Source organism: Brumimicrobium salinarum (genome assembly GCF_002844555.1).
Lineage (GTDB): Bacteria > Bacteroidota > Bacteroidia > Flavobacteriales_D > Crocinitomicaceae > Brumimicrobium > Brumimicrobium salinarum.
This window is the reverse complement of sequence record NZ_PJNI01000015.1, coordinates 1-23,412: the sequence shown is the minus strand read 5'-3', so window position 1 is coordinate 23,412 and position 23,412 is coordinate 1. Positions and strand designations below refer to the sequence as shown.

Genomic DNA, 23,412 nt, shown 5'->3' with positions numbered 1-23,412 from the left:
CAATGGCGGGTGAAGTGGTAAATCGAAGGTCTGTGCTTCTAAGAAACTTTGTGCTAAATGGACAGGATAGTGCTTCTAATCCGCTACTGCACATACACGCAAAACGTTAGTGGCAATCAGATGAAGACTCAAATACTATGAGAGCAACTTTAATAATATTGACGTTTATCATAAACCAAACGATATTTGGACAATTTGGATTTACTGAAGACAAAGACGGATATGTAAATATTAGATATTAGAAGCTCATCCAAGAACATTATCGACACTTTGGCAAGCGGACAAATACTTTATTGTTTTGAGCTAGAAGGAGAATGGTTTCCTATTGACTATGATTTAAGCAGACAAAATAAAAGTGGTTATGTTCATAAGTCACGTGTAAGAATTATTGAAGATTTTGACAGTTTTCAGGCTAGTGAAATAACAGACACTTCAATAACTTTTAAAACTGAGGCTTTTACACTCAGAATTACAAAAGTTGCGTTCAATCCAAAAGTAAACAACTTAGAATATCACAAGGCAAATCCTTCAGAAAATGTAGCAATTTACTTGGAAAGAATTAATGATGAAGAGATTTGGGGTACAGATGGAGAGATTCCAAAAATGCAATATGGGAAATTCATTCTGCAGATAGGTAGCGATATGGTAAACTTGCCAACAGACAATCTATTTGAACCGAATCTTGATTTTACATCTGTTTACATTGATAAAAAAAAACAATATTATTTATGTTTCTGCATTAAATAGTGACGGAGCCGGTGGTTATGCAGTTTTGTGGATAATTGAGAATGGGGAGTTTAAACAAAGAATTACAACACTACCGTTTTGATTAAGAAACAGCCACTAACATAGCCTTTGTCGTCAGCCTGTAAAAAACTTCGATTTTACATTAACGTAAATCTAAATGTTTGTATCTTCGATAAAACATCAGCATATTCTTTTCTAAAAACAACAATCGTCAAAAAGTCCGAAAACAAAATCTTAACATTCGAGTTTCGCACAATATGATCACAACTTTTGCCATTTTGACAGTCCAAACCCACTGGCACAAAGATTGACTAATGAGGATTGTCAACAAAAAATTAAAAAACAATGAAAAAAGGTCATATTAATGTAGAAACGGAAAATATATTTCCGATCATTAAGAAGTTTTTATACTCAGATCACGAAATTTTCTTGCGTGAGTTGGTTTCCAACGCTGTAGATGCTTCACAAAAACTTAAGGTTTTATCTAAAAGTGGAGAATACAACAAAGAGGTTGGAGATTTAAAAGTGGAAATTCTTTTAGATAAAGACGCTAAAACGCTTACGGTTAGAGATTACGGAATCGGGATGACTGCCGAAGAAATTGATAAATATATCAATCAAATCGCTTTTTCTGGGGCCGAAGAATTCGTTCAAAAATATAAAGATTCAGATAGCAAAGAATCAATCATTGGACACTTTGGTTTAGGGTTCTACTCTGCTTTTATGGTGGCTGAAAAAGTTGAAATCATTTCTCTTGGTCGTCACGATGATGCTACACCTGTTAAATGGGTAAGTAACGGAACGACGGAATATACAATTGAGGAAACAGAAAAGGAAAAACGCGGAACTGACATCATTCTTCACATCAATGAAGAGTCGGCTGAGTTTTTAGAAGAAGCTAGAATCAGTGGGATTTTAAATAAATACTGTAAGTTCTTACCAATTCCTGTGATTTTCGGAACGAGAACAGAAAAAATTGACGATCCAAAAGGTGAGAAAGACGAAGAAGGAAATGTTAAGCAAATTGACAATGTTGTTCCAGATCAAATCAACAATCCTTCTCCAGCATGGACAAAAATGCCAGCGGATTTAAAGAAAGAAGACTATTCATCTTTCTACAGAGAATTGTATCCAATGACCTTTGAAGATCCATTGTTTCATATTCACTTAAACGTAGATTATCCATTTAATCTTACCGGAATTTTATATTTCCCTAAGATTAAAGAAAACGTAGAAATTCAAAAGAATAAAATTCAATTGTACTCTAATCAAGTCTTTATTACAGACAATGTAGAGGAAATTGTACCTGAATTTTTGACACTTTTACACGGAGTGATTGATTCGCCAGATATTCCATTGAATGTTTCTCGTTCTTACCTACAAAGTGACAGTAATGTAAAGAAAATTAGTTCTCACATTACGAAAAAAGTAGCGGACAAATTGAAGCAAATGTTCAATAAGGACCGTGAAGACTTTGAAGCAAAATGGCCAGATTTAAAGATCTTCTCTGAATACGGAATGTTATCAGACGATAAATTCGCAGACAAAGCAAAAGCTTTCCATTTAGTAGAAACTACAGACGGAAAATTCTTTACTGCTGAGGAATTTAAAGAAGAAGTTAAAGCTACGCAAACAGACAAAGACGACAAAACGATTTTCTTGTACACAAGTAACAAAGAAGAGCAATTTAGTTTTGTGAAAGCAGCAAACGACAGAGGTTATAAAGTTTTAGAGCTAAAAAGTCCATTAACTGCACACTGGATTCAGAAAATGGAAACTTCATTAGAAAATGTAAGTTTTGCGCGTGTTGATGCGGACACTTTGGATAAATTAATCAACAAAGAAGAAGATATTCCATCGAAATTAAGCGAAAAAGAACAAGAAGAATTAAAGCCAGTTTTTGAAGGAATTGTTGATAAAGACAAATTCAAAATTCAGTTCGAAAGCATGTCTGAAAGTGAATCTCCAATTGTGGTAACACAGCCTGAGTTCATTAGAAGAATGCAAGAACAGCAGCAAATGGGAGGCGCAGGATTTATGGGTGCTTTTCCAGAAACATATAATATGATTGTAAACAGTAATCATCCGAAAATTTCAGCTATTTTAGCGGCAAAAGGTGATGAACAATCGGAAAAAGCGAAACAATTAACCGATTTAGCAATGCTTTCTCAAGGCATGTTAAAAGGTGAAGCGCTTACCAACTTCGTGAATAGAAGTATTGAATTAGTATAAATTACAAAGGAGCGAGTTCCAATCATTGCGATGAAACTCGCTCTTTTTTTTTTAGTGTTATGACAGGATATTTTAAGTGGATTGGAGCAGGATTAGGTTTTTACCTGACTGGATTTCGTTTTTTTGGTGCATTTTTCGGTTTTTTAATCGGTACGTTTATCGATAATTTCTCGCGAGCTGCAACTTACCTCAACGAAAGGCAGGGTCAAGGCAGACAACAGAACTTCAGATCTTCGCAAGACATTTTTGATTTTTATCAACGTCAGACTCAACGTTATGATTTCCCAACAATGCTTTTGGCTTTATCTGCAGCAGTTATGAAAGCAGATGACAAAGTAATGAAATCAGAATTGGAATATGTTAAGGCATTTTTGCAGCAACAATTCGGCAATCAATTTACCACGAATCATTTAAAAACGCTAAAGACATTTATTGATCAACCTCAAGCGCTACCACTTCAAGAGATATGTAGCGATGTCAGAGCAAGAACACGTCCAGAAGTACGTGTTCAATTGTTGCATTATCTTTTTGGGATTGCAAAAGCAGACGGCTCTGTTTCTCAAGTTGAAATGTCTGTTTTACAGCAATTGGCCAGCATGATGGGTATTCCAAACATGGACTTTACGAGCGTTCAAAACATGTTCCACAGAGACACAGAAAGTGATTATAAAGTTTTGGGAACAAGTAAAGATGCCACAGATGCTGAAGTCAAAAAAGCATATCGAAAAATGGCCATTCGTTATCACCCAGATAAAGTAGCACAAATGGGCGAAGAATATCAGAAAGGAGCAAAAGAGAAGTTCCAGAGAATTCAAGAAGCTTATGAAAGCGTAAAAAAAGAGCGTGGAATGAGCTAGTGGTTTTGGTTTAAATTCGATTGATCAAAACAACTAATGCTCATCTGGGAGTATACTTGTAAATATTTATGAACCAATAAGTATTATCCCGCATTATTCATGCATTTAATTTTGAATCTATTTTAGGCACAAGCCCTAAAGGAATATATGCATATTTCACGGGGCTTGTAACGACAAATAGGTCAAAATTAAATCAAAATCTTGCAAAATTATTAGTACCCAAATTTGGGGTTCTTAAAAATTGAATGAAACACAATCAAATACAAGAATATTACTGGTTTATAAATTTAAAGATTAAGATTGGTGAATAAAGCGGGTTATATTTAATCGCTATTATCAGCTAACAAAATACACGCTTGTACGTATTGTATAAAATGAATTTCGTTAGGAAAAACGGCTATTCAATTTGGAAAACCACATATTTTACTATTTTTGTGTTTAAATTCTATAATTTATTGAATACATGCTACTTAAAAAGCCATTTAGAATTATTGTTTGCGTTCTTATTCTAACCCAATTGATAGAAAATGCTAACCATTTAAAAGCTCAGCCAATTGTTACCAATCCTTTATCTGGAAGTTATTTTCAACCCAAATTTGGTATAAATGCTGCCACTTTCTTTAATCATGAAGATTTTTTACTTGACTTTGGAATCGGATTAGAAGAATTGGGTTATGATTTTAGTGCCACATTTAATGGAAGTTTTCGTCCTTATTACAAAACTGTTTTTATTGAACAATCTCAAAATTTATATTGGCAAATTGAGGAAAAAGTAGTTCAATTTTCTTTAGACTTAGAAAAGCGATTTTATTTCTTAGAGTTTATGAATAGAAATAAGTTTGGACTTTATGCGCACTTAAAAGTTGGTTTCTTTTATGGAACATATAAAGGTTTGAGTGAAAACAGAAATCAACATTTTGGAATTACACCAAGTGGAGGTCTTTCATGGCAGTTTGCCTCTAACGCTAGAATTTCTGCAGGATATCTTTATTTTAATCAAAATCCTTATGCCAATCCTCATACTTTCAATTTAAAATTAAGTCTTTATTTCGGTAGTGAAGACACGCAATAAATAAAAGCTCATTAAAATGAATCGATTTACACAAATTCCATTAATCCTATTTTTAATACTCATCGCATCATGTTCAAAAACAAAAAATGACATTTGTGATGCAAGTCAAATTTGTTATACGCAAAAGCCAGATGAATTGTATGTTAAGATAGCACTCACCAATACTCCCACTTCTGAACCAGTGGAGGTTAAACTTTACATAGGCAACTTGGACGATGGTGAATTATACGATAATTACTATTCTGCAAACAATAATGAGTATCATTTAATGCCTGTTGACGAAAGATATACCGCTACAGCCAAATACGTGAAAGATGGAGATACAATTATTGTTATCGATAGTGATAAGTTAGCGGCGATTTCATACAAAAATTGCGATGAAACATGTTACGATTACGACGATGAAATCATTCTCAACTTACAATTAGAAAAGTAAAATTTAGTTGCTTATTCTTCTATTACAAGAATAAGATCTTTCTCAAACGGATTAATTAACTCATGAAGTTGGTGAACAAATTCTTTCGCTCCGTATTTCGCTAAAAAAGGAATCATATTTTCATAACGCTCTTGCAATCCGTGTTCTGGAAACAAACGTTTATAAATACTTTCAATTTGTTTCATAGCATCCTCGTTTTTCTTCTTTGAATGACGAATTAGCTTTTCTTCAATGCTTGAAATTTGCTTTTCTATTTTAGTAGATTCGCTTTTAGCATATTGCTCTAAATTTTTATCTGTAAAAACGACAACCGCTTCAAGAACACGTTGTAGATCTTTCATTTTTTGATCTAATTCTGAAAAATCTAATTCAACTTCAGCATTTTCCAAGACATATTCCTTTTTGATTTCATGAATAGATCGAAAGACATCTGTAAACGCTAAATCTAGTTTATTAATCTTTTTATTGGTGCCCTTATCAAACCATTGCAAAGAGTTACGTACCTTTAAAAGTGGAAATGGAACGCTCGTTTGATCGAACATACCTTTAAATTGAAGCCAATAAGCCATCTCTCCTCCTCCAATATAACAGAGGTTCGGTAGAATATATTCTTGATACAAAGGTCTTAGAATCACATTCGGAGAAAATCGTTCTGGATGTTCTTTTAATTCTTGTAATAATTCGCTTTTGCTGAGTGTTTTTGTTCCAATTTCAAAATCATTTTCATTTATAGGAATGATGCGTTCCCTAAACTGATCTTTAATATAAAATAAATTAATAGGTCTTGCCATGGCTTGCCCATGAAACCCATCTTCTTCGAGCTGTTTTGTTGTTTTCGTAACTTCTTTTTCTGAAAATTGAGTTTCAATTTCTTTTTGAAGTATGGGTGCAAAAGATTGCTTAAGTCGCGCATCATCGGCGTCAAGTATTATTAATCCATACTGACCCAATAAATGCATTAAAAATGAAGAATTTGCTTGACTTAAATTTTCTTCGGTATAAAACTGATCTAAAAAATTCACAAAATCTGGATTATTTGTGAACTTCTCTTTGAGTTCGCCTTTAAATTGATCAATATTCTTTAAACTAAATCTTCCTACTGGTCCTTTTTGCTCTGTATTCCAAGATATTTTATCATTAAACAGATGAACATGATTGATTTCTTCAAAATCATGATCTTCAGTCCCCATCCAAAAAACGGGCACAAAATGATTTTCTGGATATTTAATAGATAACTCTTCTACCAACCGAATGGTATCCATGATTTTATAAATTAAATATAACGGCCCTCCGTATAAATTTAATTGATGTCCAGCGGTTACGGTAAATGTATTCTCCTTTTTTAACAATTCTACATGCTGCGCTACTGGCTCAATTGATAAATAATTGGTCATCTGCTCTTTCACCACATCGTAAAGTAAAGCACGTTGGTCACTTGAATACTGATTTTGTTTAAGCGCTATTTGATTTCCAAAAGTTTCAAGATTAAAAGGAGATTGGATATATTTTGATAAACCTTCTTGATGATCATTAATTTGATTGGCTAATTCACTAAAAAAAGTGGTGCTTCTTCGGTTAATCGTAATTGTTTTCATAAAATTTAATCGCTTTGCTCTTTGAATGATTACAAAGATAGAAGGATAATGTTTGAAAATAAAAAATATAGATAAATCTAAATTTTAGGAATACAAGAATGAATTTCTATCCGTGAAAATGATAATGGGTTAATTCTTTAACTTTCAGAATGTAAAGAACAATTTGTTCATGCATAGCATTACACGTTTACGTTGATTATTTCCACCTTGGTTTCTGTATTTATTATAATATTAAGTCAATCCACATTCTTTATGTTATTAAATAAATATGTTTTTTTTAAGTTTCCGACGAATGTAAAGGATAGAGATGTTATGAACAGAAAAAGCAATCTTTAATTAGAATTCATCATTCGATTTGTAAAATGCAAGCTTTAATCAAAGTATGAAGCCGTTATAGTTTATAATTATAGTTGAAATATGTATCTTTGCTGCAAAAATTGAATATTATGAAAGGAATTATAAGAACAAACAAAGGAGATATGCACGTTGATTTTTATGACAATGATGCTCCAAAAACTGTAGAGAACTTTGTAAAACTATCAAAAGATGGATTTTACGATGGATTAAAATGGCACCGTGTCCTTCCAGATTTTGTAATTCAAGGAGGTTGTCCAAACGGCACCGGAACAGGAGGTCCAGGGTATAGCATCGATTGCGAGTTAGATGGTGAAAAACAATATCATGAAAGAGGGGTTTTATCGATGGCACATGCCGGTAGAAACACTGGTGGTTCTCAGTTTTTTGTTTGTCACAGTAGAAATAATACGGCACATTTAGATGGAAACCACACTTGTTTTGGAAAAGTTACTGAAGGATTAGACGTAATTGACAAAATAAAAGTGGGAGACACTATTGATAAAATTGAGATTTTAGATTAAGTACATTTCCAGAATAAATATTACTACGGTAAAATTTTAGGCTGTATAACAAGCAGTTCATATTTGTTAATATTCACATTAAAAAATCAGCTAGGTTAAACGTGTGAAATTACAATTGAATATGACATTTGTATAAAAAAGTAGATAAATGATTGTCGCAAAGTCAAACATTTATCTACTTCAACCCATCGTATAATTACCTGATAAATAAAACGATAATTCATTGAGATATTCATCTTTTATATTAGTTTTATCCTAAAATTAATTAAAACTATTTATTTATGAGTGAAAATTTAGATGTTCAAAAAACCAACAATGGTATGGCTACTGCAGCTCTAGTGTTGGGAATCGTATCAATTGTATTCAGTTTTTTCTGGTTTATTGGTTTAATCTGCGGTATTCTTGGCGTAGTATTAGGCATAATTTCGAAAAATAAAATAAAAACAGATCCTAATATGGGCGGATCAGGTGCCGCTACAGCTGGTTTAATTACAGGAATAATTGGTATAATCATTTCGGTAATCGTTATCATAATCGGAATCTTATTTGTCGGTGCTATAGTTGAAGCAGGCGATGAAGGATTTGAAGAAGTACTTCGAGAATTAGAGAAATATGAAGAGTTAAATTAATTCGATTAACTAAATGAACAGATTAACGCGTTTGATCTGTTCATTTTTATTTTAGTGATATCATCCTTCCATCTATTACAATTTGATATAAGCTTGCACTGTGTTTAGCATATTATATTTTAAAATCTATTTGCATTTTGTCTGGAATGGATGATTAATTATATATCTCCTAAACCGCTTCTCTCACTAGCAACAATTTACAGCATAAATAGAAACGTTTTTTTAACATAAACAGGGTGAAAATGCTTTTTTTAAACAAAAAATTACGCCCTTCGATAAGTAAAACGGTACGTTGGAAAATTAAGAAGCACCAGTCACGAAGTTAGCCCCGAATGATCAATAAGTATTCACTACATTTGAAAAGGTCTTATGAAACAAATACGAAAATTAAAATATTAAAAATATACTGTTCCCTAAATCAAAGGTGTTAAAAACACAAGGTGCTTACGCCTTACTTCCGAAAGTAAAAGTAAGAATATTTTTATAGTATAGTTTAGCGTGGAAAGATTGACTTTTAGTCAGTCTTTTCGCTTTTTATATAAAACACATTACTACTGAAATTGTTTAAATTGATTTTCGATGTTGTACAAACATTACAATAATGGCTTACGAAAAAATAATATGCTTTAACTCCGAATACATTTCTTGAGACATGCATCTGAAAGTTTATAAAATTCAAATCATAATTATTTTTGTGATTCCCTTCGACTATAACAGTAACATTTTTATAGATTTCTCCATCCCAAAATCTTTGATTTTTGGGATGACGAGAAATCTTTATATATATCTTTTGAATTTCATTTTTTACAATAAAAGTCTTACAGATTGAAGATTTTAACTTAAAGGTTAACGATCAAGCAAGATATCCATTAAAATTCTTAGTGGTAAGAAGGCGGAGAATCAATTATATTTAAAGAATATCAATAGAATAATCAATCTTATCAATCCATTTTTTTGCTCCTTGCAAGCCTCCAGTATGGATAAAGAGTATTTTATCTGTTGATTTAATCTTGCCCGATTTATAGTCACTTACCATTGCGAATAAAGCTTTTGAAGTATATATTGGATCTAATTTCAATTTTGTAGCCTGAAACACATAGTTGATAAAATCAATTAGCTCTTCATTTACTTTTGCATATCCTCCAAAATGATATGCATTAACCTCAAATAATGATAACATATACTCTTCGACTGATGCCTTATTTTGTAAAACCATCATGAGTAATTCTTTAACATTTTGCCTCATAAAATTGCCTTTTAAAGCAGAAACTACATGCACTTTGGTTTTTTCAGGAGCGCTCAACAAAACGCCTGCTGCAGTTGTCCCCGTTCCTCCGGCTAAGTATACATGATCATAAACAATAGTTGCTTCGTTGAGGATATGTTGACAACCAATAACCCCAAAATAATTCTTTCCTCCTTCTGGAATTATAAAATAAGATGAATAAAGGTTTGCCAATTCTTTCTGATAATCTAACTCATCTTTTCGTTTGTATTCGCTTCGTGAGATAAAAATGAGCTTCATACCATAACGATTACAAGCGCGCAATGTTGGGTTACTTTCAACATTAAGTTCATCACCACGAACGATACCAACAGCAGATAAATCTGCATCGGCAGCGGCTTTTGCAGTTGCAATTAAGTGATTAGAAAAAGGTCCGCCAAAGGTTAACACCCCTGATTTCCCTAATTGTTTAGCCTTTTCAAGACTGTACTCCAATTTTCTCCATTTATTGCCGGATATAATCGGGTCGATTAAATCATCGCGTTTTACATCAAATGAAAAAAGTTCACCTCCCTGAATTGGAAGATGAACTTTTTGTATAATTGAATTAGACGTGTTCAAAGTATTTCGTTAAGACATCTAAAAATATGCTGTAGTGTATTTAATTCGTCCATAAATCAATGGTACTTAAAACTACTGCTGTTCCATTTCACCCTGCTGCTTTTGCAGTTGTTCTTGCAATTGTTTCATTTGCTCTTCAGTAAACTGTTGTTGTTGTTGCTGACGAGGCTGAACCAATGAACCAGGTTCTCCTGATTTTATTACTTCAATTTCAAATGTAAGGGTTTCATAAGGTTGTATCCCTTGATTCCCTTGTTCTCCATAAGCCAAATCATAAGGCAATACTAATTTATAACGACCTCCTTCACGCATTTGTGGAATAGCCAATTGCCACCCTTTCACAACACCATTTAATGAAAATGAAGGTGCAGGTTGATTACTTTGAGCTGCTCCCATGTAACTATTTTCAATAACTTCACCATTTGAATTAGAAAGTATATAGTGTGCTTGAACATCAGCACCTTCCTCAACTTTCTTTCCTTTCCCCTCCTCTATGGTGGTTAAAATATAACCTGATGGATCAACAAAGGTGTTTGGTTTATTTTTAGCGTTTTCAATCACCTTTCTACCTTGGGCTTTAACTTTAGCAAAACGTTCATCTTGACTTAAAACTCTTGAATAAATAATTATAGCTGCGTAAGGTTGAATTACATAAGTTGGTGAGTTTGGTGCACGTAATCCCTCTTCACCGAATGCGTATTCGTAAGAAGAATAAATAGTGTAACTACCGCCAACTTCCATAAATTCAGCTGCTTTCTTCCACACTTCAGGAAATACGATATCATCTGCGTTTACAACTTGAGAATTTTGTGCCTCTGGAAGGCTTGGGTCTTGATAAGTTGATATAATTGTATCTCCTTTAATATTAGTTAAAGTATAAACCACATCATACTCCATTGATAAATCAATTGGCGTTCCATTTCCAGCTTCATTTTCAATTAAGATATACTCATCATCTTTAACGTCATCTGCGTGTTTTTTGGCCATATCCATCATGAATTCTTCTCCAACAAATTTATTCAGGTCGTTATTGAAATTCATGATCATTGTTTGTCTTTCTTCAAGTTCAATTAAGGTATCTGTTTTATCAAGCGCCATTGCAAATCCCATTTTTGCTACCTCTGGATTAATTTCGTCCATAGCTTCCTTTGAAGTTAAAGAGTTTCGCATCATTTCACCAAAAACAGACCCGTAACAATTTGAAACCTCACCCATACTGTGTTTACTAGTATCAATTCCAGCAGGATTAGATAATGCTGTTTCTAAAATTTCGCGACATTCAATAGATTTTAAACTTTCATCAGTAAGTAATGTATAAAATCCAGCTTCAAGTTCAGATTTATCAAGCTGTTCATAAATTTCCTCTGGAATATTATATAAATTAGCTCCCATATCTGCTCCTAAAGCATAAGAAATACGGTGCTTAAAGTTATCTAAATCAATTTCTGAAATGTTTTTAGGCGATGATTCACATGCTGCAAAAAGCGCTAATAGGGGGATAAAAAATATTTTTTTCATATAAATAAAATGTATTTAAAAATTTAAGTTTGCAATGTAAAAAGTAATATTGAAATAATACAATATATAGGCATTATTCTCCAAATAATGAATTCACGAAAGCTTGTTTATTGAAGGCCTGTAAATCTTTCATTTGTTCACCAACACCGATATATTTCACTGGAATTTTCATTTGGTCAGAAATACCTATCACCACACCACCTTTAGCTGTTCCATCTAATTTAGTTATGGCTAATGCATTGATTTCTGTAGCTGCAGAAAATTGTTTTGCTTGTTCAAAAGCATTCTGACCTGTTGATCCGTCGAGAACAAGTAAAATTTCATGAGGTGCGCCAGGAACAACTTTTTCCATAACACGTTTTATTTTAGTTAACTCGTTCATCAAATTAACCTTGTTGTGCAAACGACCAGCCGTATCAATAATTACAACATCGGCATTTTTAGATTTGGCTACCTGCAATGTTTCATAAGCAACCGAAGCGGGATCTGCCTGCATTCCTTGCTCAACGATAGGTACTCCAACACGTTCCGACCAAATAATTAACTGATCTACTGCAGCTGCTCGGAAAGTATCAGCGGCACCTAGGTAAACCTGCTTACCCATTTCCTTAAATTGATAGGCTAATTTACCGATAGTAGTTGTTTTACCAACTCCATTTACCCCAACTACCATAATCACATGTGGATTCCCATTTTCATGCGTAGGAATATCATATTCGATGTCGCTGGTATTGTTCTCTTCTAATAAACCCGCAATTTCATCTCTCAAAACCGTTTGTAATTCTGAGGTGTTTACGTATTTATTCTTAGCAACACGTTCTTCAATTCGTTCTATAATTTTCAAGGTAGTTTGAACCCCCACATCCGAAGTAATGAGAACCTCTTCGAGTTCATCTAAAACATCATCATCAACCTTTGAATTCCCAACAACAGTTCGGGTTAATTTTGATAAAAAGCTTTCTTTTGTCTTTTCAAGACCCTCATCTAGCTTTTTCTTTTTGTCTTTTGAAAACAGTCCAAATAATGCCATATAATTATAAAATAGAAAAGCTTCCTACATAATGTAAGAAGCTAAATAATAAATATTAATTTTTCGAACGCGAAAATTATTTCGTTTTGGCGAACCAATCTTTCACTTCGTCATTAAGAACCATTTCCTCACGGAATGAGTAAGATCCTTTTTCGTTTTTCACCATCTTAATTACTTTCGTGTGGGCTTTACCACCTCCAGTCTGTATCGATGCTACTGATTTCTTTGCCATGTTCTAATTATTTAATTTCTTTGTGAATTGTCATTTTGTTAAGAATAGGGTTGAATTTTTTCAACTCCAAACGCTCTGGCGTATTCTTTCTATTCTTCGTACTGATATATCTAGAAGTTCCTGGTTTACCAGACTCTTTATGTTCAGTACACTCTAAAATTACTTGTACTCTATTTCCTTTCTTTGCCATCTTAAAAATTATTTTTAGTCATTAACTAGGGATAAACCTTCGACTACTTTAAAAAACCTTTTGCTCGTGCTTCTTTAACACATGCAGTAATACCATTCTTGTTAATAGTACGCAATGCAGACGTTGAAACGCGCAATGTTATAAACTCTTTCTCCTCTGGAAGGTAGAACTTTTTCTTCACTAAATTAGGGTAAAACTTACGTTTTGATTTAATATTTGAGTGAGAAACATTATTCCCAACCATTACTCTTTTCCCTGTTAATTGACAAACTCGTGACATAATTAAATATAGTTATATGCTAAATACAAAAGCGGCTGCAAAGAAAATAATATTTCCCCTATTAGCCAAAAAAAAAACCGCTTTTTTTATTTATTTCTTTAAAAAAAACAATTTCTTCGTTAATGAGGCGCAAATATAAAGGAATTCTAGAAATAAATACAACTTTTCAGGTGTTTTTTAACTTACTTCTTTTAATCACTTAATCTACACACACTTATAGGCAAGGCAACATTCTATCATTATGTTTATGGATAAAATTTTATTAGCATAATTAGTAACTAGCCATAGGTTATTAATGTTTTACTTCGATCATAACAAAAATCTTATGCGTAAATTTGATTGATTTAAGATTCTGGTTTGCACTTAATTCCCAAATTGAATAACATCATAATGAATCTCAGTCCCCTGAACAATATCTAATGTATCAAAGTTTTGGATGCTCAAATCTTTAAAGCTACGCTTAACAAGGCCAACACCTTTTGCATAAACTTCATACTTCATGCGATAGTCAACTAAAGAAAAGAAATCCTCATAAGAAATTTTAGATGTTGACTCGAATTCTAAATTGTCAAACCTCCGTTCTTTATCGACATCTTCAATGTGCACAATGTTTTGTGGTAGTATATTAAAAGCATTTACATCCCATTGCCTATCTTTCTTTACTGCAAAAGTCAAACGAATTTTTCTTTGATTTTCTTCAACCACTTCTCCCCTCCCTTCATCAATAATCCTAGTCCAAACACGTTTTTCTAATAATGAGTCATTAATTGGATGATACTTAGATTGAATATATTTTCTGGCTTGCCTTCCAGAATTATCTATGATTATTTCACCGATCTCTGTTCTTAGTTTATAGCGAAGTGTATCGTGTTGCGGACTTAAGTTAACATCGTGAAAAACTTCCATTACGTTATATATTACGAAATGTCCCTCTTGCATCGGGAAATAATCATAGCCAAAGTCTACTTTTTCTTTTGATTTACACGATGCAAACAAAATAATGGTAAACAATATCCAAAAGCTTCTATTCATACTCCAATCATTGATTTGGATTAACTCCGCGTGATTTTAAGTCTTGCAAATGTTCCTCAAGCTTTTTTCCTTCTAAGCTTTCTCCTTTGTAATAATATTTTCTACCTAATTCCTTTCCACTTTCATCATAGGTTTTCCACCAGCCATGTTTTGTTCTGTTTTTCCACCTTTCCTTTATCATGATTTTACCATTCGGGTGATATTTTTCTATGACTCCGTCACGAACACCGTTTTTATATTGTCCTTTCTCCTTTTTTACACCATCTGGAAAGTACGACATGTAAGGACCATTCAAACGACCATTTTTATAATTTGCTTCTCGTAAAACTATTTTGGTTTTCGTATCTGTCACTTCTGGACCATAAAAAGTTATTCGTTTACCATTTAGTTTATCATTGCGATAAGTTTCAGTATAGCTATAATGTCCCGTAGGTAAAAAATGCGTCCAAACACTGTCTTTTTTCTTGTCCCTATAAATTCCATGCGCTATCAACTCTTCATTCTCATGATAAAAGAAAGCTTCTGTTCGATTACTCCCTTTATCATGAATCATAATAGTTCTAACACTGTTCGATGGATAATAATAAACAAATTTACCGATGGGTTCATCATCTTTAAATTGACCCTTATACCTTACAACAGATGAATTCTCATAAAACTTAACCCATTCACCTTGTTTCCTACCTTGACTATCTATTTGATTTCTCTGGGCATTGATATTAAAGGAGGTAAAAGAAAAGCTAAGAATTAAAATAATATAAAAGGGTTTAAAATTATACATAGAATATGTTTTTTTAAATAGTTCAATCATACGTTATAGTTGTTTTAAAAGAAAAGTCAAAAAGCATTCCATCATTGATTAAAAGAAGCAATTCCTATTTTTTATAACGCAATTACCAATTAAAAATTACATTATTTAAGAAATGTAACTCACATTTACTATTCTTATTTGTTAAAGCTCTTTCTCTATTAAGTAATTGTTTCTTGATGAAGAATTTCTTCCGATTAATTCTGCAATAAAGCCAGCTAAAAAGAATTGACTTCCAATAATCATAGCAGTTAATGCAATGTAAAACTCTGTTCGTTGTGCGATGAGTGGAGAAAGATGATCTGAAAAATAGCTTACAATTTTATCTATACCTAAGTATAGGGCAAAAGCAAATCCAATGATAAAAAGCAAAGTTCCTATTGCACCAAAAAAGTGCATCGGTTTTTTACCAAACTTTCCGATAAAAACAACAGAAAGTAAATCAAGCGGGCCATTCATAAAGCGATTCAACCCAAATTTGGTTTTTCCGAATTTCCGAGCTTGATGCTGCACAACCTTCTCACCAATTTGGTTAAATCCTGAATATTTTGCCAATGCTGGAATATAACGGTGCATATCCCCATAAATTTCGATGCTTTTTACAACAACTTGCCGATAAGCTTTTAAACCACAATTAAAATCGTGTAGATATATCCCAGTAAGTTTTCTGGCTGTCCAATTATATAATTTCGTAGGAATAGTTTTTGAAAGTGGATCATATCGCTTTTTCTTCCAGCCAGAAACCATATCAAGGTCTTCTTCTTTAATCATTCTTACCATTTCTGGTATTTCCTCCGGTGAATCCTGCAAGTCAGCGTCCATTGTAATAACGTATGTTCCTACTACAGCTTCAAACCCCTTTTGGAGCGCTGCACTTTTGCCATAGTTTCGTTGGAATTTAATTCCTCTAACAAAAGGATCTGCTATTTTAAGATCTTCAATTACTTTCCATGAATGATCCTTACTTCCATCATCAACAAAAATAATTTCATAAGTAAAGTTATTTTCATTCATTACTGATTGAATCCATTTATGCAATTCAGGCAAAGATTCTTCCTCATCGAAAAGAGGAACTACAATTGATATTTCAATATTTTCTGACATACAAAAACAAATATAGAAATTTCTTCTTTTAAATTACCCACAGGACTTATTCGTCTTATAATTATTTTGATTTAAAATAAAGTGTCATTTTCCGCAATCTGAATTGTAAAAATTAACTGGCTTTAACCATAAACTTATAAATACTTTAGTTTTAAAGTCATGTGGTATGCCACAGGTCATGCTTATTTTTTTTAAAACAGCTTTGAAAAATAGTATTTTGTCATTAATAAAACATGTTATTTTCACGAAATTACATTATATTGCATGCGTACATTTCAATTTTAAGCAACTTTCGATTCACATGTTAAAATCTTTCATTCTTTCATTTTTTGGTTTATTTATATTATTTATTAATACCGCACTGGGACAGGTGAGAGAATCAAAATCAGCGATAAAAAATGAAGTAATGGTTCGTATGCTGGATGATAAAAACCCAACCTACATTTTAAAATCTATACCACAACATTTTAACGTTAAAATTGATAGGGTGCTTTCTCCACAGTCAGATATTTGGCTTTTAAAATTTGATACAAATCAAGTTAACCTTGAAACGGTTATTGCGGAAATCAAAAAGTGAGGCAGGTACTTTATGTTCAACCCAATCGTGAAATTGAATTAAGAGCTGCACCAAATGACCCCTTATATAGTAGTCAGTGGCAACATGAAAATATTGATTCAGAACTAGCTTGGGAGATCACAACTGGAGGACAAACACCTAGCGGTCATGATATTGTTGTCGCTTTGATTGAAAGTGCTGACATAATCAACCATGATGATTTAAAAGATAATAGGTGGATAAATACAGCTGAAATTCCAAATAACGGCATTGATGACGATGGAAATGGTTATATAGATGATTACAATGGTTGGAATGTTTCAACACAATCAGATGACATTGGAGCTGGGAGCCATGGTACTAGTTGCGCTGGAATGATTGGCGCAAAAGGCAATAATAATCAAGGTGTTTCTGGCATCAATTGGGACATTAAAATTATGGATATTGCTGGATACGCAAACCCATACACTGAAGCCAATATCATAGAGGCTTACAATTATGCGCTTAGCGCAAGAGAACTTTGGAATCAAACCAATGGAGCACGCGGTGCTTTTGTAGTTGCAACAAGTGCATCTTGGGGTTCTGACGGCAGTGATCCCAATGATTTTCCTATTTGGTGTAGCTATTATGATGACCTAGGAATGGCTGGAATTTTAAATGTTGGTGCGACAACAAATCAGGATCAAGATGTAGATATTTGGGGTGATGTTCCTACAGGGTGTGCGAGTGATTACATGATAGGCGTTACCGCATCTAATCAGTTTGATGTTATTGATTTTGCTGGATATGGTAATCAAACAATAAATGTTGCTGCTCCTGGATCGGGAATATATACCACAGCTTCCAACAATGGATACACCTCAACAAGCGGAACCTCTTTTGCATGTCCTTTGACAGCGGGACTGATTGGATTGATGTATAGTATTCCCTGTTCTGATCTAGAATCAATGGCTATATCGAATCCACAATCAACTGCTGATATTGTTAGAAACGCACTTTATGATGGTGTGGATCAAAACAATCACTTAATAGCACGGACCATTTCAGGAGGAAGAATTAATGCGAAAAACTCACTAGATTTACTTATGGCAGATGTATGTAATTCTTGTTCTATTCCGAGTAACATCACTACAAATGTAATTAATGAAAATGATGCACATATTACATTTGACATTGAACCTATAACAGACAGCGTAAAATTAAGTATTCAAGTTGCTGGCTCCGGTAATTGGAATGAATACATGATCACAGGAAATTCTTTTACTATTCCGAGTTTGTTAAGCTGTACGAACTATGAGTATTATCTCACAGCTTATTGTCAGAATGAAATAAGTACGCAATCCATAACAAAAGCATTCACTACATCGGGATGTGGAAACTGTATTGATCTGAATTATTGTAATGCATTAGCGGTTAATCCAGCTACATCCTTATTATTAACAAAACCTGCAAGTATTTCAGGTAACTATGCTTTTACACCTACAAGCAATTTTGGAGGAGATATAGAAAATGGTTATAATTATGGTGAGTTAATCTTGGTTGATGATGGAACGGCAAATTCTAACGAAGGGTGTGCCCCATTAATAAATGCTCTTGATATAAATGGAAATATCGCTGTTGTGTATCGCGGTTCATGCAACTTTACAGACAAAGTTTTAAACGCGCAAAATGCAGGAGCCTTGGCAGTCATCGTTATTAATAATGTCTCAACAGCCCCAATTGAAATGGGTGGGACAAATAACAGTATCATTATTCCTGCAGTCATGATTTCACAAAGTGATGGTACAATTCTAATGAATGCTATAAATAATGGTGACAACCCTGAAGTTATTTTAGGCAAGCAAAGTGAATGGAATGAATCATTTGAGATAAACGGACAACAGTTTACAACAGGAAATAATAACGGATATTACTTTAATGATTTTACAATTCAGCTTAGTCGAAATACAACTAATAGTTTTACGCTTACACCAGGATTTGAAGGTCAACCTTTGGAAGTTTATTACAAAATTTGGCTTGATGAAAATCAAGATGGTGTGTTTGATAACACTGAGATCATTTACGATCAGGTAACACCAGCAACAAGTAGTATTACTGATCTTTTTACTGTTCCACCTACTGCGCAACTTGGGAAAACGAGAATGAGAATACAAATGTCGTTTCAAGGTTATAATACGCTTGATTTACCCGATGTATGTGGTAGTTTCAATTCAGGAGAAATAGAAGACTATTGCGTGAACATTACATCAGGAAATATTTGCGGTATGTCTGTTACATCAAGTGTTAACAACCCAACTTGTCAAGGTGTGAACGATGGTTCAATAGCATTAAATGTTACAGGAGTAAATGGACCTTACACCTATACATGGAATAATGGTAGTACAACAGCAAATATTAATAATTTATCTGCTGACAACCTTTTTGTAAATATTTCTGACCAAAACACCTGTGATACAACTATCTATTTTGAACTTAATTTTGAAAAGGAATTAACACTTAGTGAAACAATAGTACCTCCTTCATGTCCTAATTTAGCCGACGGTTCGATTGATGTACATGCTTCGGGAAGTTCAAACTTCACCTATCAATGGGTAAATGGGCCTTCAAACAATCTTTGGAATAATATAGGGATGGGAACGTATGATATTATTGTAACCGATTTTGAAGGATGCTCAATCACCAAAAACTATTCACTTCAAAATTCTCAAAATCCAAATCCAACATTAATTGCCGATTTTGATCATGATAATCAAGACTTAAACGTAAACTTTATTAATAATTCTATTAATGGATCATCCTATATTTGGAATTTTGGTGATGGCAATTCGAGTACGCAGATTAACCCCTCACATACCTATCCCCAAGAAGGTACATATGAAGTTTGTTTAAAAGTACAGTCATCATGTGATACAGTAAATCTTTGTAAAGCTATAGAAGTTTTTGAGCAAGAAGCTGCGCTTTCAAACAACTCGAAAAATACAACAATCAAAATATACCCTAACCCTGCAAGTGAACAGATAATTATTAACAAAGGGGCAAGTCAGGCAGAAAAAGCATTTATTTACAACACTATAGGGGCTTTAATTGAAGTGTATGATTTGAGAGATGTAAATACAAGTCTTGATTTGAATCAATTAAACTCAGGCATCTATTTTATTCAAATAAGAAATAATAAAGGTGATTCAATTCTTATCGATAAAATTCGAATAAATCATCAATAAAAAATAAAAAGAGGAAAAAATGCTGAACACTTTTTCCTCTTTTTTTTAAACCATGCTAAAACTATAAAACCAGATTATCCACTATGAATAAATAACCTGCTACAAATATACTATAAAATTATTTAGTACAACAACATATTTATCTTATTTTCTTCTTTAATTAAATCTAAACAAAAGTACAAGAGCACAAATACGCCAGAGAGATTACTTAATACAATATCTCTAAGTAAATAAAGATGTTATGAGATGCTCTTCTGTCCTATTTTAAATTTTTTAAGTCTTTTACTTGTCTTTGACCTCAGTAAACTCTATTTTTGGCCAATAATTAACAAGAGAAATTCCGCAAAAAATGAGCGTACTAGTAAATAAAGATTCAAAAGTAATCGTACAAGGATTCACAGGAAGTGAAGGAACATTCCACGCAGGTCAAATGATTGAGTTTGGCACAAATGTAGTTGGAGGTGTAACACCTGGAAAAGGTGGACAAACTCACCTTGACAAACCGGTATTTAATACGGTTCAAGATGCAGTAGATAAAGTTGAAGCAAATGTTTCAATAATATTTGTTCCACCAGCATTTGCAGCAGACGCTATAATGGAGGCTGCTAACGCAGGAATAAAAGTTATTATTTGTATTACAGAAGGAATTCCTGTTAATGATATGATCAAAGCAAAAGAGTATATTGCTGCTTATGATTGTACCTTAATTGGACCCAACTGTCCTGGAGTTATTACAGCAGGTGAAGCAAAAGTAGGGATCATGCCTGGTTTCGTTTTTGAAAAAGGATCTGTCGGAATCGTTTCTAAATCAGGTACTTTAACTTATGAAGCAGCAGATCAGGTTGTAAAAGCTGGATTAGGTATTACAACTGCTATAGGAATTGGTGGAGATCCAATTATTGGAACCACTACCAAGGAAGCTGTAGAGTTATTAATGAACGATCCTGACACAAAAGGAATCGTAATGATTGGTGAAATTGGAGGTAATCTTGAAGCAAAAGCGGCAAAATGGATTAAAGAAAATGGTACTAAACCTGTGGTTGGATTTATTGCTGGAGAAACAGCACCAGCAGGAAGAACAATGGGACACGCAGGTGCTATTGTAGGTGGAGCTGATGATACTGCTCAGGCCAAGAAAAAGATTCTAAGAGAAAGTGGCGTTCACGTAGTTGATTCCCCAGCTAAAATTGGTGAGAAAATGGCTGAATTGTTATCGTAATAACCATAGATAAGATTAAAGATAAGGGAGCCCAAAAGGTTCCCTTTTTTGATTAAAAAAAATCAAACATTAAATTGAATGACCTTCAAAAACTCCTACTACTTTAAATTATTTGTATGGTAAATTTAATACAACTCAATTACAATTCAATACATAAAGTTTTTTAGATTCTTCTCCGCTATTTTAAACAAAACTATTATTATATTACTGGGCTACCAAGCTAGGTTGTTAATCCTAGTTTTAAGGTTATGTTTTTTCAATAATTACAGCCGAGAACTATATCAATTAATTTTATCTAGTGTTACACTTTATCAAAAAAAGGAAGAAGAGATTCCTCAGTTGTTAAAATATTAGATTTTAACAACTATCGGAATGACAGCTCATAAGGAGGTCTTCGGGGTAAAATTTGCTCAAGCAAAGCTTGAGCAAATTTTACCCCGCCAAAGCCAACAAACACCTGTCATTCCGATGGAGTCCCGAGAACTCGGGGCGACGAGGAATCTCTTTTTAAATAATTACGACTTATCTTGGTAACCCAATTATATTCTTATATTTAAATCAATTACTAAAAATAAAATAATGAATTTAAAAGATAAAATTGTTTTAATAACAGGTGGCAATTCTGGTTTAGGAAAGGCAACTGCACAAATGTGTATGGAAAAAGGTGCTGAGGTAATCATTACCGGAAGAGACGATGCCAAAACAGAAGCTGTTGCTAAAAAATTAGGAGTAACTTCATTTAATTGTGACGTAACTAAAGATGAAGAAATTGATGAGTTATATGCTTTTATTCAAAAAGAATTTAACGGTTTAGATGTATTAGTAAACAATGCTGGAATTGGAATTAAAAAAGAATTAACGGAACTATCAAGAGCTGAATTAAAGAAAGTATATGATGTAAATGTATTTGGTGCCGCAATGGTTGCACAAGGTGCTGCAAAATTGTTTATTAAACAAAATAAAGGTGATATTATAAATGTTGCTTCAACGGCGTCAATCAAGGGGTATCCAACCGGATCAATATATGCATCTTCAAAATTTGCTTTAAGAGGTATGACCCAATGCTGGCAAGGAGAATTAAGAAAAAATAATATTAGAGTAATTCAAATAAATCCAAGTGAGGTTCCAACAGCTTTTGGAGATGAGCAAAACAGAGAAGAGCGTCCTTTAGAGGAGAATAAATTAACACCCTACGATATTGCCAAAACAATTGTAAACTCTTTAGAAATGGATAGAAGAGCATACATACCTGAAGTAACTGTACATGCTACAAATCCTTTTTAAACAAGTATTTAAAAGTCCTCAAAAAAAGAGATATTAAACTATCTCTTTTTTGTTGATCATTCTTCAGAAAAGAATTTTATAAAAAATGTAACTACGGCTGAATCGTTATTTCCGTTTCATACCCGCTAGAAACTGAACCTTGGCCAGTAATTGTAGTTACTCCACCATTCATATTTTCAAAATCACAATCAACATAATAAACTCCAGGAACTAAATTCAAAAATGTTACCCGGCCGTTACTATTTGTTATTAGGGATTTGGAATAAATCACATTATTAAAGTCGGCCTCATTATTATACAAATAAACTGTTTCATTATCTAATGGAGTACCATTGATATCTATTGCGTTAACAATAAGGTCTCCTGTTGTTTGTTCAATACTTTCTTTTTTACAACCAGAAGTAATAGAAATTATTAAAAACAATGTCAGGCTTAAAAAAATAGAAATGTTTCTCATCTTTATACATTTTTATACATTAGGATTAATACTGTTATCAAAATTAAAAGAAGTAACGTATTCAATATTTAGAGATTAAAAATACCAAATTATCTTATACGAACAAATACAAAACCTCCATAAACTAAAAAACCTCACACAAATAAATGTATGAGGTTTTAAAAAAGTGGCGTCGTCTTACTCTCCCAC

Annotated in this window: 22 protein-coding genes and 1 pseudogene; 12 read left to right on the top strand and 11 right to left on the bottom strand. The window is 33.1% G+C overall.

Annotated features, from left to right (window positions below):
• Window positions 1–270 precede the first annotated feature (270 nt).
• The 5 genes from CW751_RS12145 (at window position 271) to CW751_RS12125 (ending at window position 5,344) form a co-directional block, all read left to right on the top strand.
• Window positions 271–747: a hypothetical protein gene (locus CW751_RS12145; protein ID WP_101335299.1), complete on the top strand. Its 477-nt coding sequence runs from the start codon at window positions 271–273 to the stop codon at window positions 745–747.
• A 345-nt stretch (window positions 748–1,092) separates the two neighbouring features.
• The gene (gene htpG / locus CW751_RS12140) at window positions 1,093–2,979 is read left to right on the top strand and encodes a molecular chaperone HtpG (RefSeq protein WP_101335298.1); all 1,887 of its coding nucleotides are present in this window, start codon (window positions 1,093–1,095) and stop codon (window positions 2,977–2,979) included.
• A 59-nt stretch (window positions 2,980–3,038) separates the two neighbouring features.
• Window positions 3,039–3,836, top strand: coding sequence for a TerB family tellurite resistance protein (locus tag CW751_RS12135; protein ID WP_101335297.1), 798 nt, complete (start codon window positions 3,039–3,041; stop codon window positions 3,834–3,836).
• 463 nt (window positions 3,837–4,299) lie between these two features.
• Window positions 4,300–4,908 carry a hypothetical protein gene (locus CW751_RS12130; protein WP_101335296.1) on the top strand — a complete coding sequence of 203 codons (609 nt, stop codon included), beginning with the start codon at window positions 4,300–4,302 and terminating at the stop codon, window positions 4,906–4,908.
• 16 nt (window positions 4,909–4,924) lie between these two features.
• Window positions 4,925–5,344, top strand: coding sequence for a hypothetical protein (locus tag CW751_RS12125; protein ID WP_101335295.1), 420 nt, complete (start codon window positions 4,925–4,927; stop codon window positions 5,342–5,344).
• A gap of 11 nt (window positions 5,345–5,355) precedes the next feature.
• On the opposite strand, the gene bshC is transcribed toward CW751_RS12125, so the two are convergent.
• Window positions 5,356–6,939, bottom strand: a complete 1,584-nt coding sequence (gene bshC, locus CW751_RS12120; protein ID WP_101335294.1) for a bacillithiol biosynthesis cysteine-adding enzyme BshC — start codon at window positions 6,937–6,939, stop codon at window positions 5,356–5,358.
• 446 nt (window positions 6,940–7,385) lie between these two features.
• On the opposite strand from bshC, the gene CW751_RS12115 reads away from it, so the two are divergent.
• The gene (locus CW751_RS12115) at window positions 7,386–7,817 is read left to right on the top strand and encodes a peptidylprolyl isomerase (RefSeq protein ID WP_101335293.1); all 432 of its coding nucleotides are present in this window, start codon (window positions 7,386–7,388) and stop codon (window positions 7,815–7,817) included.
• Between the two features lie 281 nt (window positions 7,818–8,098).
• The gene (locus CW751_RS12110; RefSeq protein ID WP_101335292.1) at window positions 8,099–8,446 is read left to right on the top strand and encodes a DUF4190 domain-containing protein; all 348 of its coding nucleotides are present in this window, start codon (window positions 8,099–8,101) and stop codon (window positions 8,444–8,446) included.
• A gap of 910 nt (window positions 8,447–9,356) precedes the next feature.
• On the opposite strand, the gene CW751_RS12105 is transcribed toward CW751_RS12110, so the two are convergent.
• The 9 genes from CW751_RS12105 to CW751_RS12065 form a co-directional block, all read right to left on the bottom strand.
• Window positions 9,357–10,292 (bottom strand): 1-aminocyclopropane-1-carboxylate deaminase/D-cysteine desulfhydrase, encoded by a 936-nt coding sequence (locus tag CW751_RS12105; protein WP_101335291.1) that lies wholly within the window; start codon window positions 10,290–10,292, stop codon window positions 9,357–9,359.
• Between the two features lie 72 nt (window positions 10,293–10,364).
• Window positions 10,365–11,810, bottom strand: a complete 1,446-nt coding sequence (locus tag CW751_RS12100) for an FKBP-type peptidyl-prolyl cis-trans isomerase (protein ID WP_101335290.1) — start codon at window positions 11,808–11,810, stop codon at window positions 10,365–10,367.
• Window positions 11,811–11,883: 73 nt separating this feature from the next.
• Window positions 11,884–12,840 (bottom strand): signal recognition particle-docking protein FtsY, encoded by a 957-nt coding sequence (ftsY, locus tag CW751_RS12095; RefSeq protein ID WP_101335289.1) that lies wholly within the window; start codon window positions 12,838–12,840, stop codon window positions 11,884–11,886.
• A gap of 76 nt (window positions 12,841–12,916) precedes the next feature.
• Entirely contained in the window at window positions 12,917–13,072 is a 156-nt protein-coding gene (locus CW751_RS12090) for a DUF4295 domain-containing protein (protein WP_101335288.1), read from the bottom strand.
• 7 nt (window positions 13,073–13,079) lie between these two features.
• Complete coding sequence (gene rpmG / locus CW751_RS12085) at window positions 13,080–13,262, bottom strand: 50S ribosomal protein L33 (RefSeq protein ID WP_101335287.1); 183 nt, start codon at window positions 13,260–13,262, stop codon at window positions 13,080–13,082.
• 43 nt (window positions 13,263–13,305) lie between these two features.
• Entirely contained in the window at window positions 13,306–13,542 is a 237-nt protein-coding gene (gene rpmB, locus CW751_RS12080) for a 50S ribosomal protein L28 (protein ID WP_101335286.1), read from the bottom strand.
• 363 nt (window positions 13,543–13,905) lie between these two features.
• Window positions 13,906–14,574 carry a hypothetical protein gene (locus CW751_RS12075; protein ID WP_133122210.1) on the bottom strand — a complete coding sequence of 223 codons (669 nt, stop codon included), beginning with the start codon at window positions 14,572–14,574 and terminating at the stop codon, window positions 13,906–13,908.
• Window positions 14,575–14,581: 7 nt separating this feature from the next.
• Window positions 14,582–15,385, bottom strand: a complete 804-nt coding sequence (locus CW751_RS12070; RefSeq protein ID WP_101335284.1) for a toxin-antitoxin system YwqK family antitoxin — start codon at window positions 15,383–15,385, stop codon at window positions 14,582–14,584.
• Window positions 15,386–15,526: 141 nt separating this feature from the next.
• Window positions 15,527–16,474, bottom strand: coding sequence for a glycosyltransferase family 2 protein (locus CW751_RS12065; RefSeq protein ID WP_101335348.1), 948 nt, complete (start codon window positions 16,472–16,474; stop codon window positions 15,527–15,529).
• A 313-nt stretch (window positions 16,475–16,787) separates the two neighbouring features.
• Here CW751_RS12065 and CW751_RS12060 point away from each other — a divergent pair, with 313 nt between their 5' ends.
• The 5 genes and pseudogenes from CW751_RS12060 (at window position 16,788) to CW751_RS12045 (ending at window position 22,766) form a co-directional block, all read left to right on the top strand.
• Window positions 16,788–17,063, top strand: a complete 276-nt coding sequence (locus CW751_RS12060; protein WP_133122209.1) for a hypothetical protein — start codon at window positions 16,788–16,790, stop codon at window positions 17,061–17,063.
• A 143-nt stretch (window positions 17,064–17,206) separates the two neighbouring features.
• Window positions 17,207–17,953: pseudogene (locus CW751_RS16130) on the top strand (S8 family serine peptidase); the annotation flags it as partial.
• Window positions 17,954–17,956: 3 nt separating this feature from the next.
• Window positions 17,957–20,263 (top strand): PA domain-containing protein, encoded by a 2,307-nt coding sequence (locus tag CW751_RS12055; protein WP_449495007.1) that lies wholly within the window; start codon window positions 17,957–17,959, stop codon window positions 20,261–20,263.
• A gap of 349 nt (window positions 20,264–20,612) precedes the next feature.
• Window positions 20,613–21,482, top strand: a complete 870-nt coding sequence (gene sucD, locus CW751_RS12050; RefSeq protein WP_101335281.1) for a succinate--CoA ligase subunit alpha — start codon at window positions 20,613–20,615, stop codon at window positions 21,480–21,482.
• Between the two features lie 579 nt (window positions 21,483–22,061).
• Entirely contained in the window at window positions 22,062–22,766 is a 705-nt protein-coding gene (locus CW751_RS12045; protein WP_101335280.1) for an SDR family oxidoreductase, read from the top strand.
• A gap of 91 nt (window positions 22,767–22,857) precedes the next feature.
• Here CW751_RS12045 and CW751_RS12040 read toward each other — a convergent pair whose 3' ends face one another.
• Complete coding sequence (locus CW751_RS12040) at window positions 22,858–23,223, bottom strand: prealbumin-like fold domain-containing protein (RefSeq protein ID WP_133122208.1); 366 nt, start codon at window positions 23,221–23,223, stop codon at window positions 22,858–22,860.
• Window positions 23,224–23,412: the final 189 nt, after the last annotated feature.

Coding starts and splice junctions, on each gene's coding strand:
- htpG (WP_101335298.1), top strand. CDS start 1,093: ATGAAAAAAGGTCATATTAATGTAGAAACGGAAAATATATTTCCGATC.
- CW751_RS12135 (WP_101335297.1), top strand. CDS start 3,039: ATGACAGGATATTTTAAGTGGATTGGAGCAGGATTAGGTTTTTACCTG.
- CW751_RS12130 (WP_101335296.1), top strand. CDS start 4,300: ATGCTACTTAAAAAGCCATTTAGAATTATTGTTTGCGTTCTTATTCTA.
- CW751_RS12125 (WP_101335295.1), top strand. CDS start 4,925: ATGAATCGATTTACACAAATTCCATTAATCCTATTTTTAATACTCATC.
- bshC (WP_101335294.1), bottom strand. CDS start 6,939: ATGAAAACAATTACGATTAACCGAAGAAGCACCACTTTTTTTAGTGAA.
- CW751_RS12115 (WP_101335293.1), top strand. CDS start 7,386: ATGAAAGGAATTATAAGAACAAACAAAGGAGATATGCACGTTGATTTT.
- CW751_RS12110 (WP_101335292.1), top strand. CDS start 8,099: ATGAGTGAAAATTTAGATGTTCAAAAAACCAACAATGGTATGGCTACT.
- CW751_RS12100 (WP_101335290.1), bottom strand. CDS start 11,810: ATGAAAAAAATATTTTTTATCCCCCTATTAGCGCTTTTTGCAGCATGT.
- ftsY (WP_101335289.1), bottom strand. CDS start 12,840: ATGGCATTATTTGGACTGTTTTCAAAAGACAAAAAGAAAAAGCTAGAT.
- CW751_RS12090 (WP_101335288.1), bottom strand. CDS start 13,072: ATGGCAAAGAAATCAGTAGCATCGATACAGACTGGAGGTGGTAAAGCC.
- rpmG (WP_101335287.1), bottom strand. CDS start 13,262: ATGGCAAAGAAAGGAAATAGAGTACAAGTAATTTTAGAGTGTACTGAA.
- rpmB (WP_101335286.1), bottom strand. CDS start 13,542: ATGTCACGAGTTTGTCAATTAACAGGGAAAAGAGTAATGGTTGGGAAT.
- CW751_RS12075 (WP_133122210.1), bottom strand. CDS start 14,574: ATGAATAGAAGCTTTTGGATATTGTTTACCATTATTTTGTTTGCATCG.
- CW751_RS12070 (WP_101335284.1), bottom strand. CDS start 15,385: ATGATTGAACTATTTAAAAAAACATATTCTATGTATAATTTTAAACCC.
- CW751_RS12060 (WP_133122209.1), top strand. CDS start 16,788: ATGTTAAAATCTTTCATTCTTTCATTTTTTGGTTTATTTATATTATTT.
- CW751_RS12055 (WP_449495007.1), top strand. CDS start 17,957: ATGTATAGTATTCCCTGTTCTGATCTAGAATCAATGGCTATATCGAAT.
- sucD (WP_101335281.1), top strand. CDS start 20,613: ATGAGCGTACTAGTAAATAAAGATTCAAAAGTAATCGTACAAGGATTC.
- CW751_RS12045 (WP_101335280.1), top strand. CDS start 22,062: ATGAATTTAAAAGATAAAATTGTTTTAATAACAGGTGGCAATTCTGGT.
- CW751_RS12040 (WP_133122208.1), bottom strand. CDS start 23,223: ATGAGAAACATTTCTATTTTTTTAAGCCTGACATTGTTTTTAATAATT.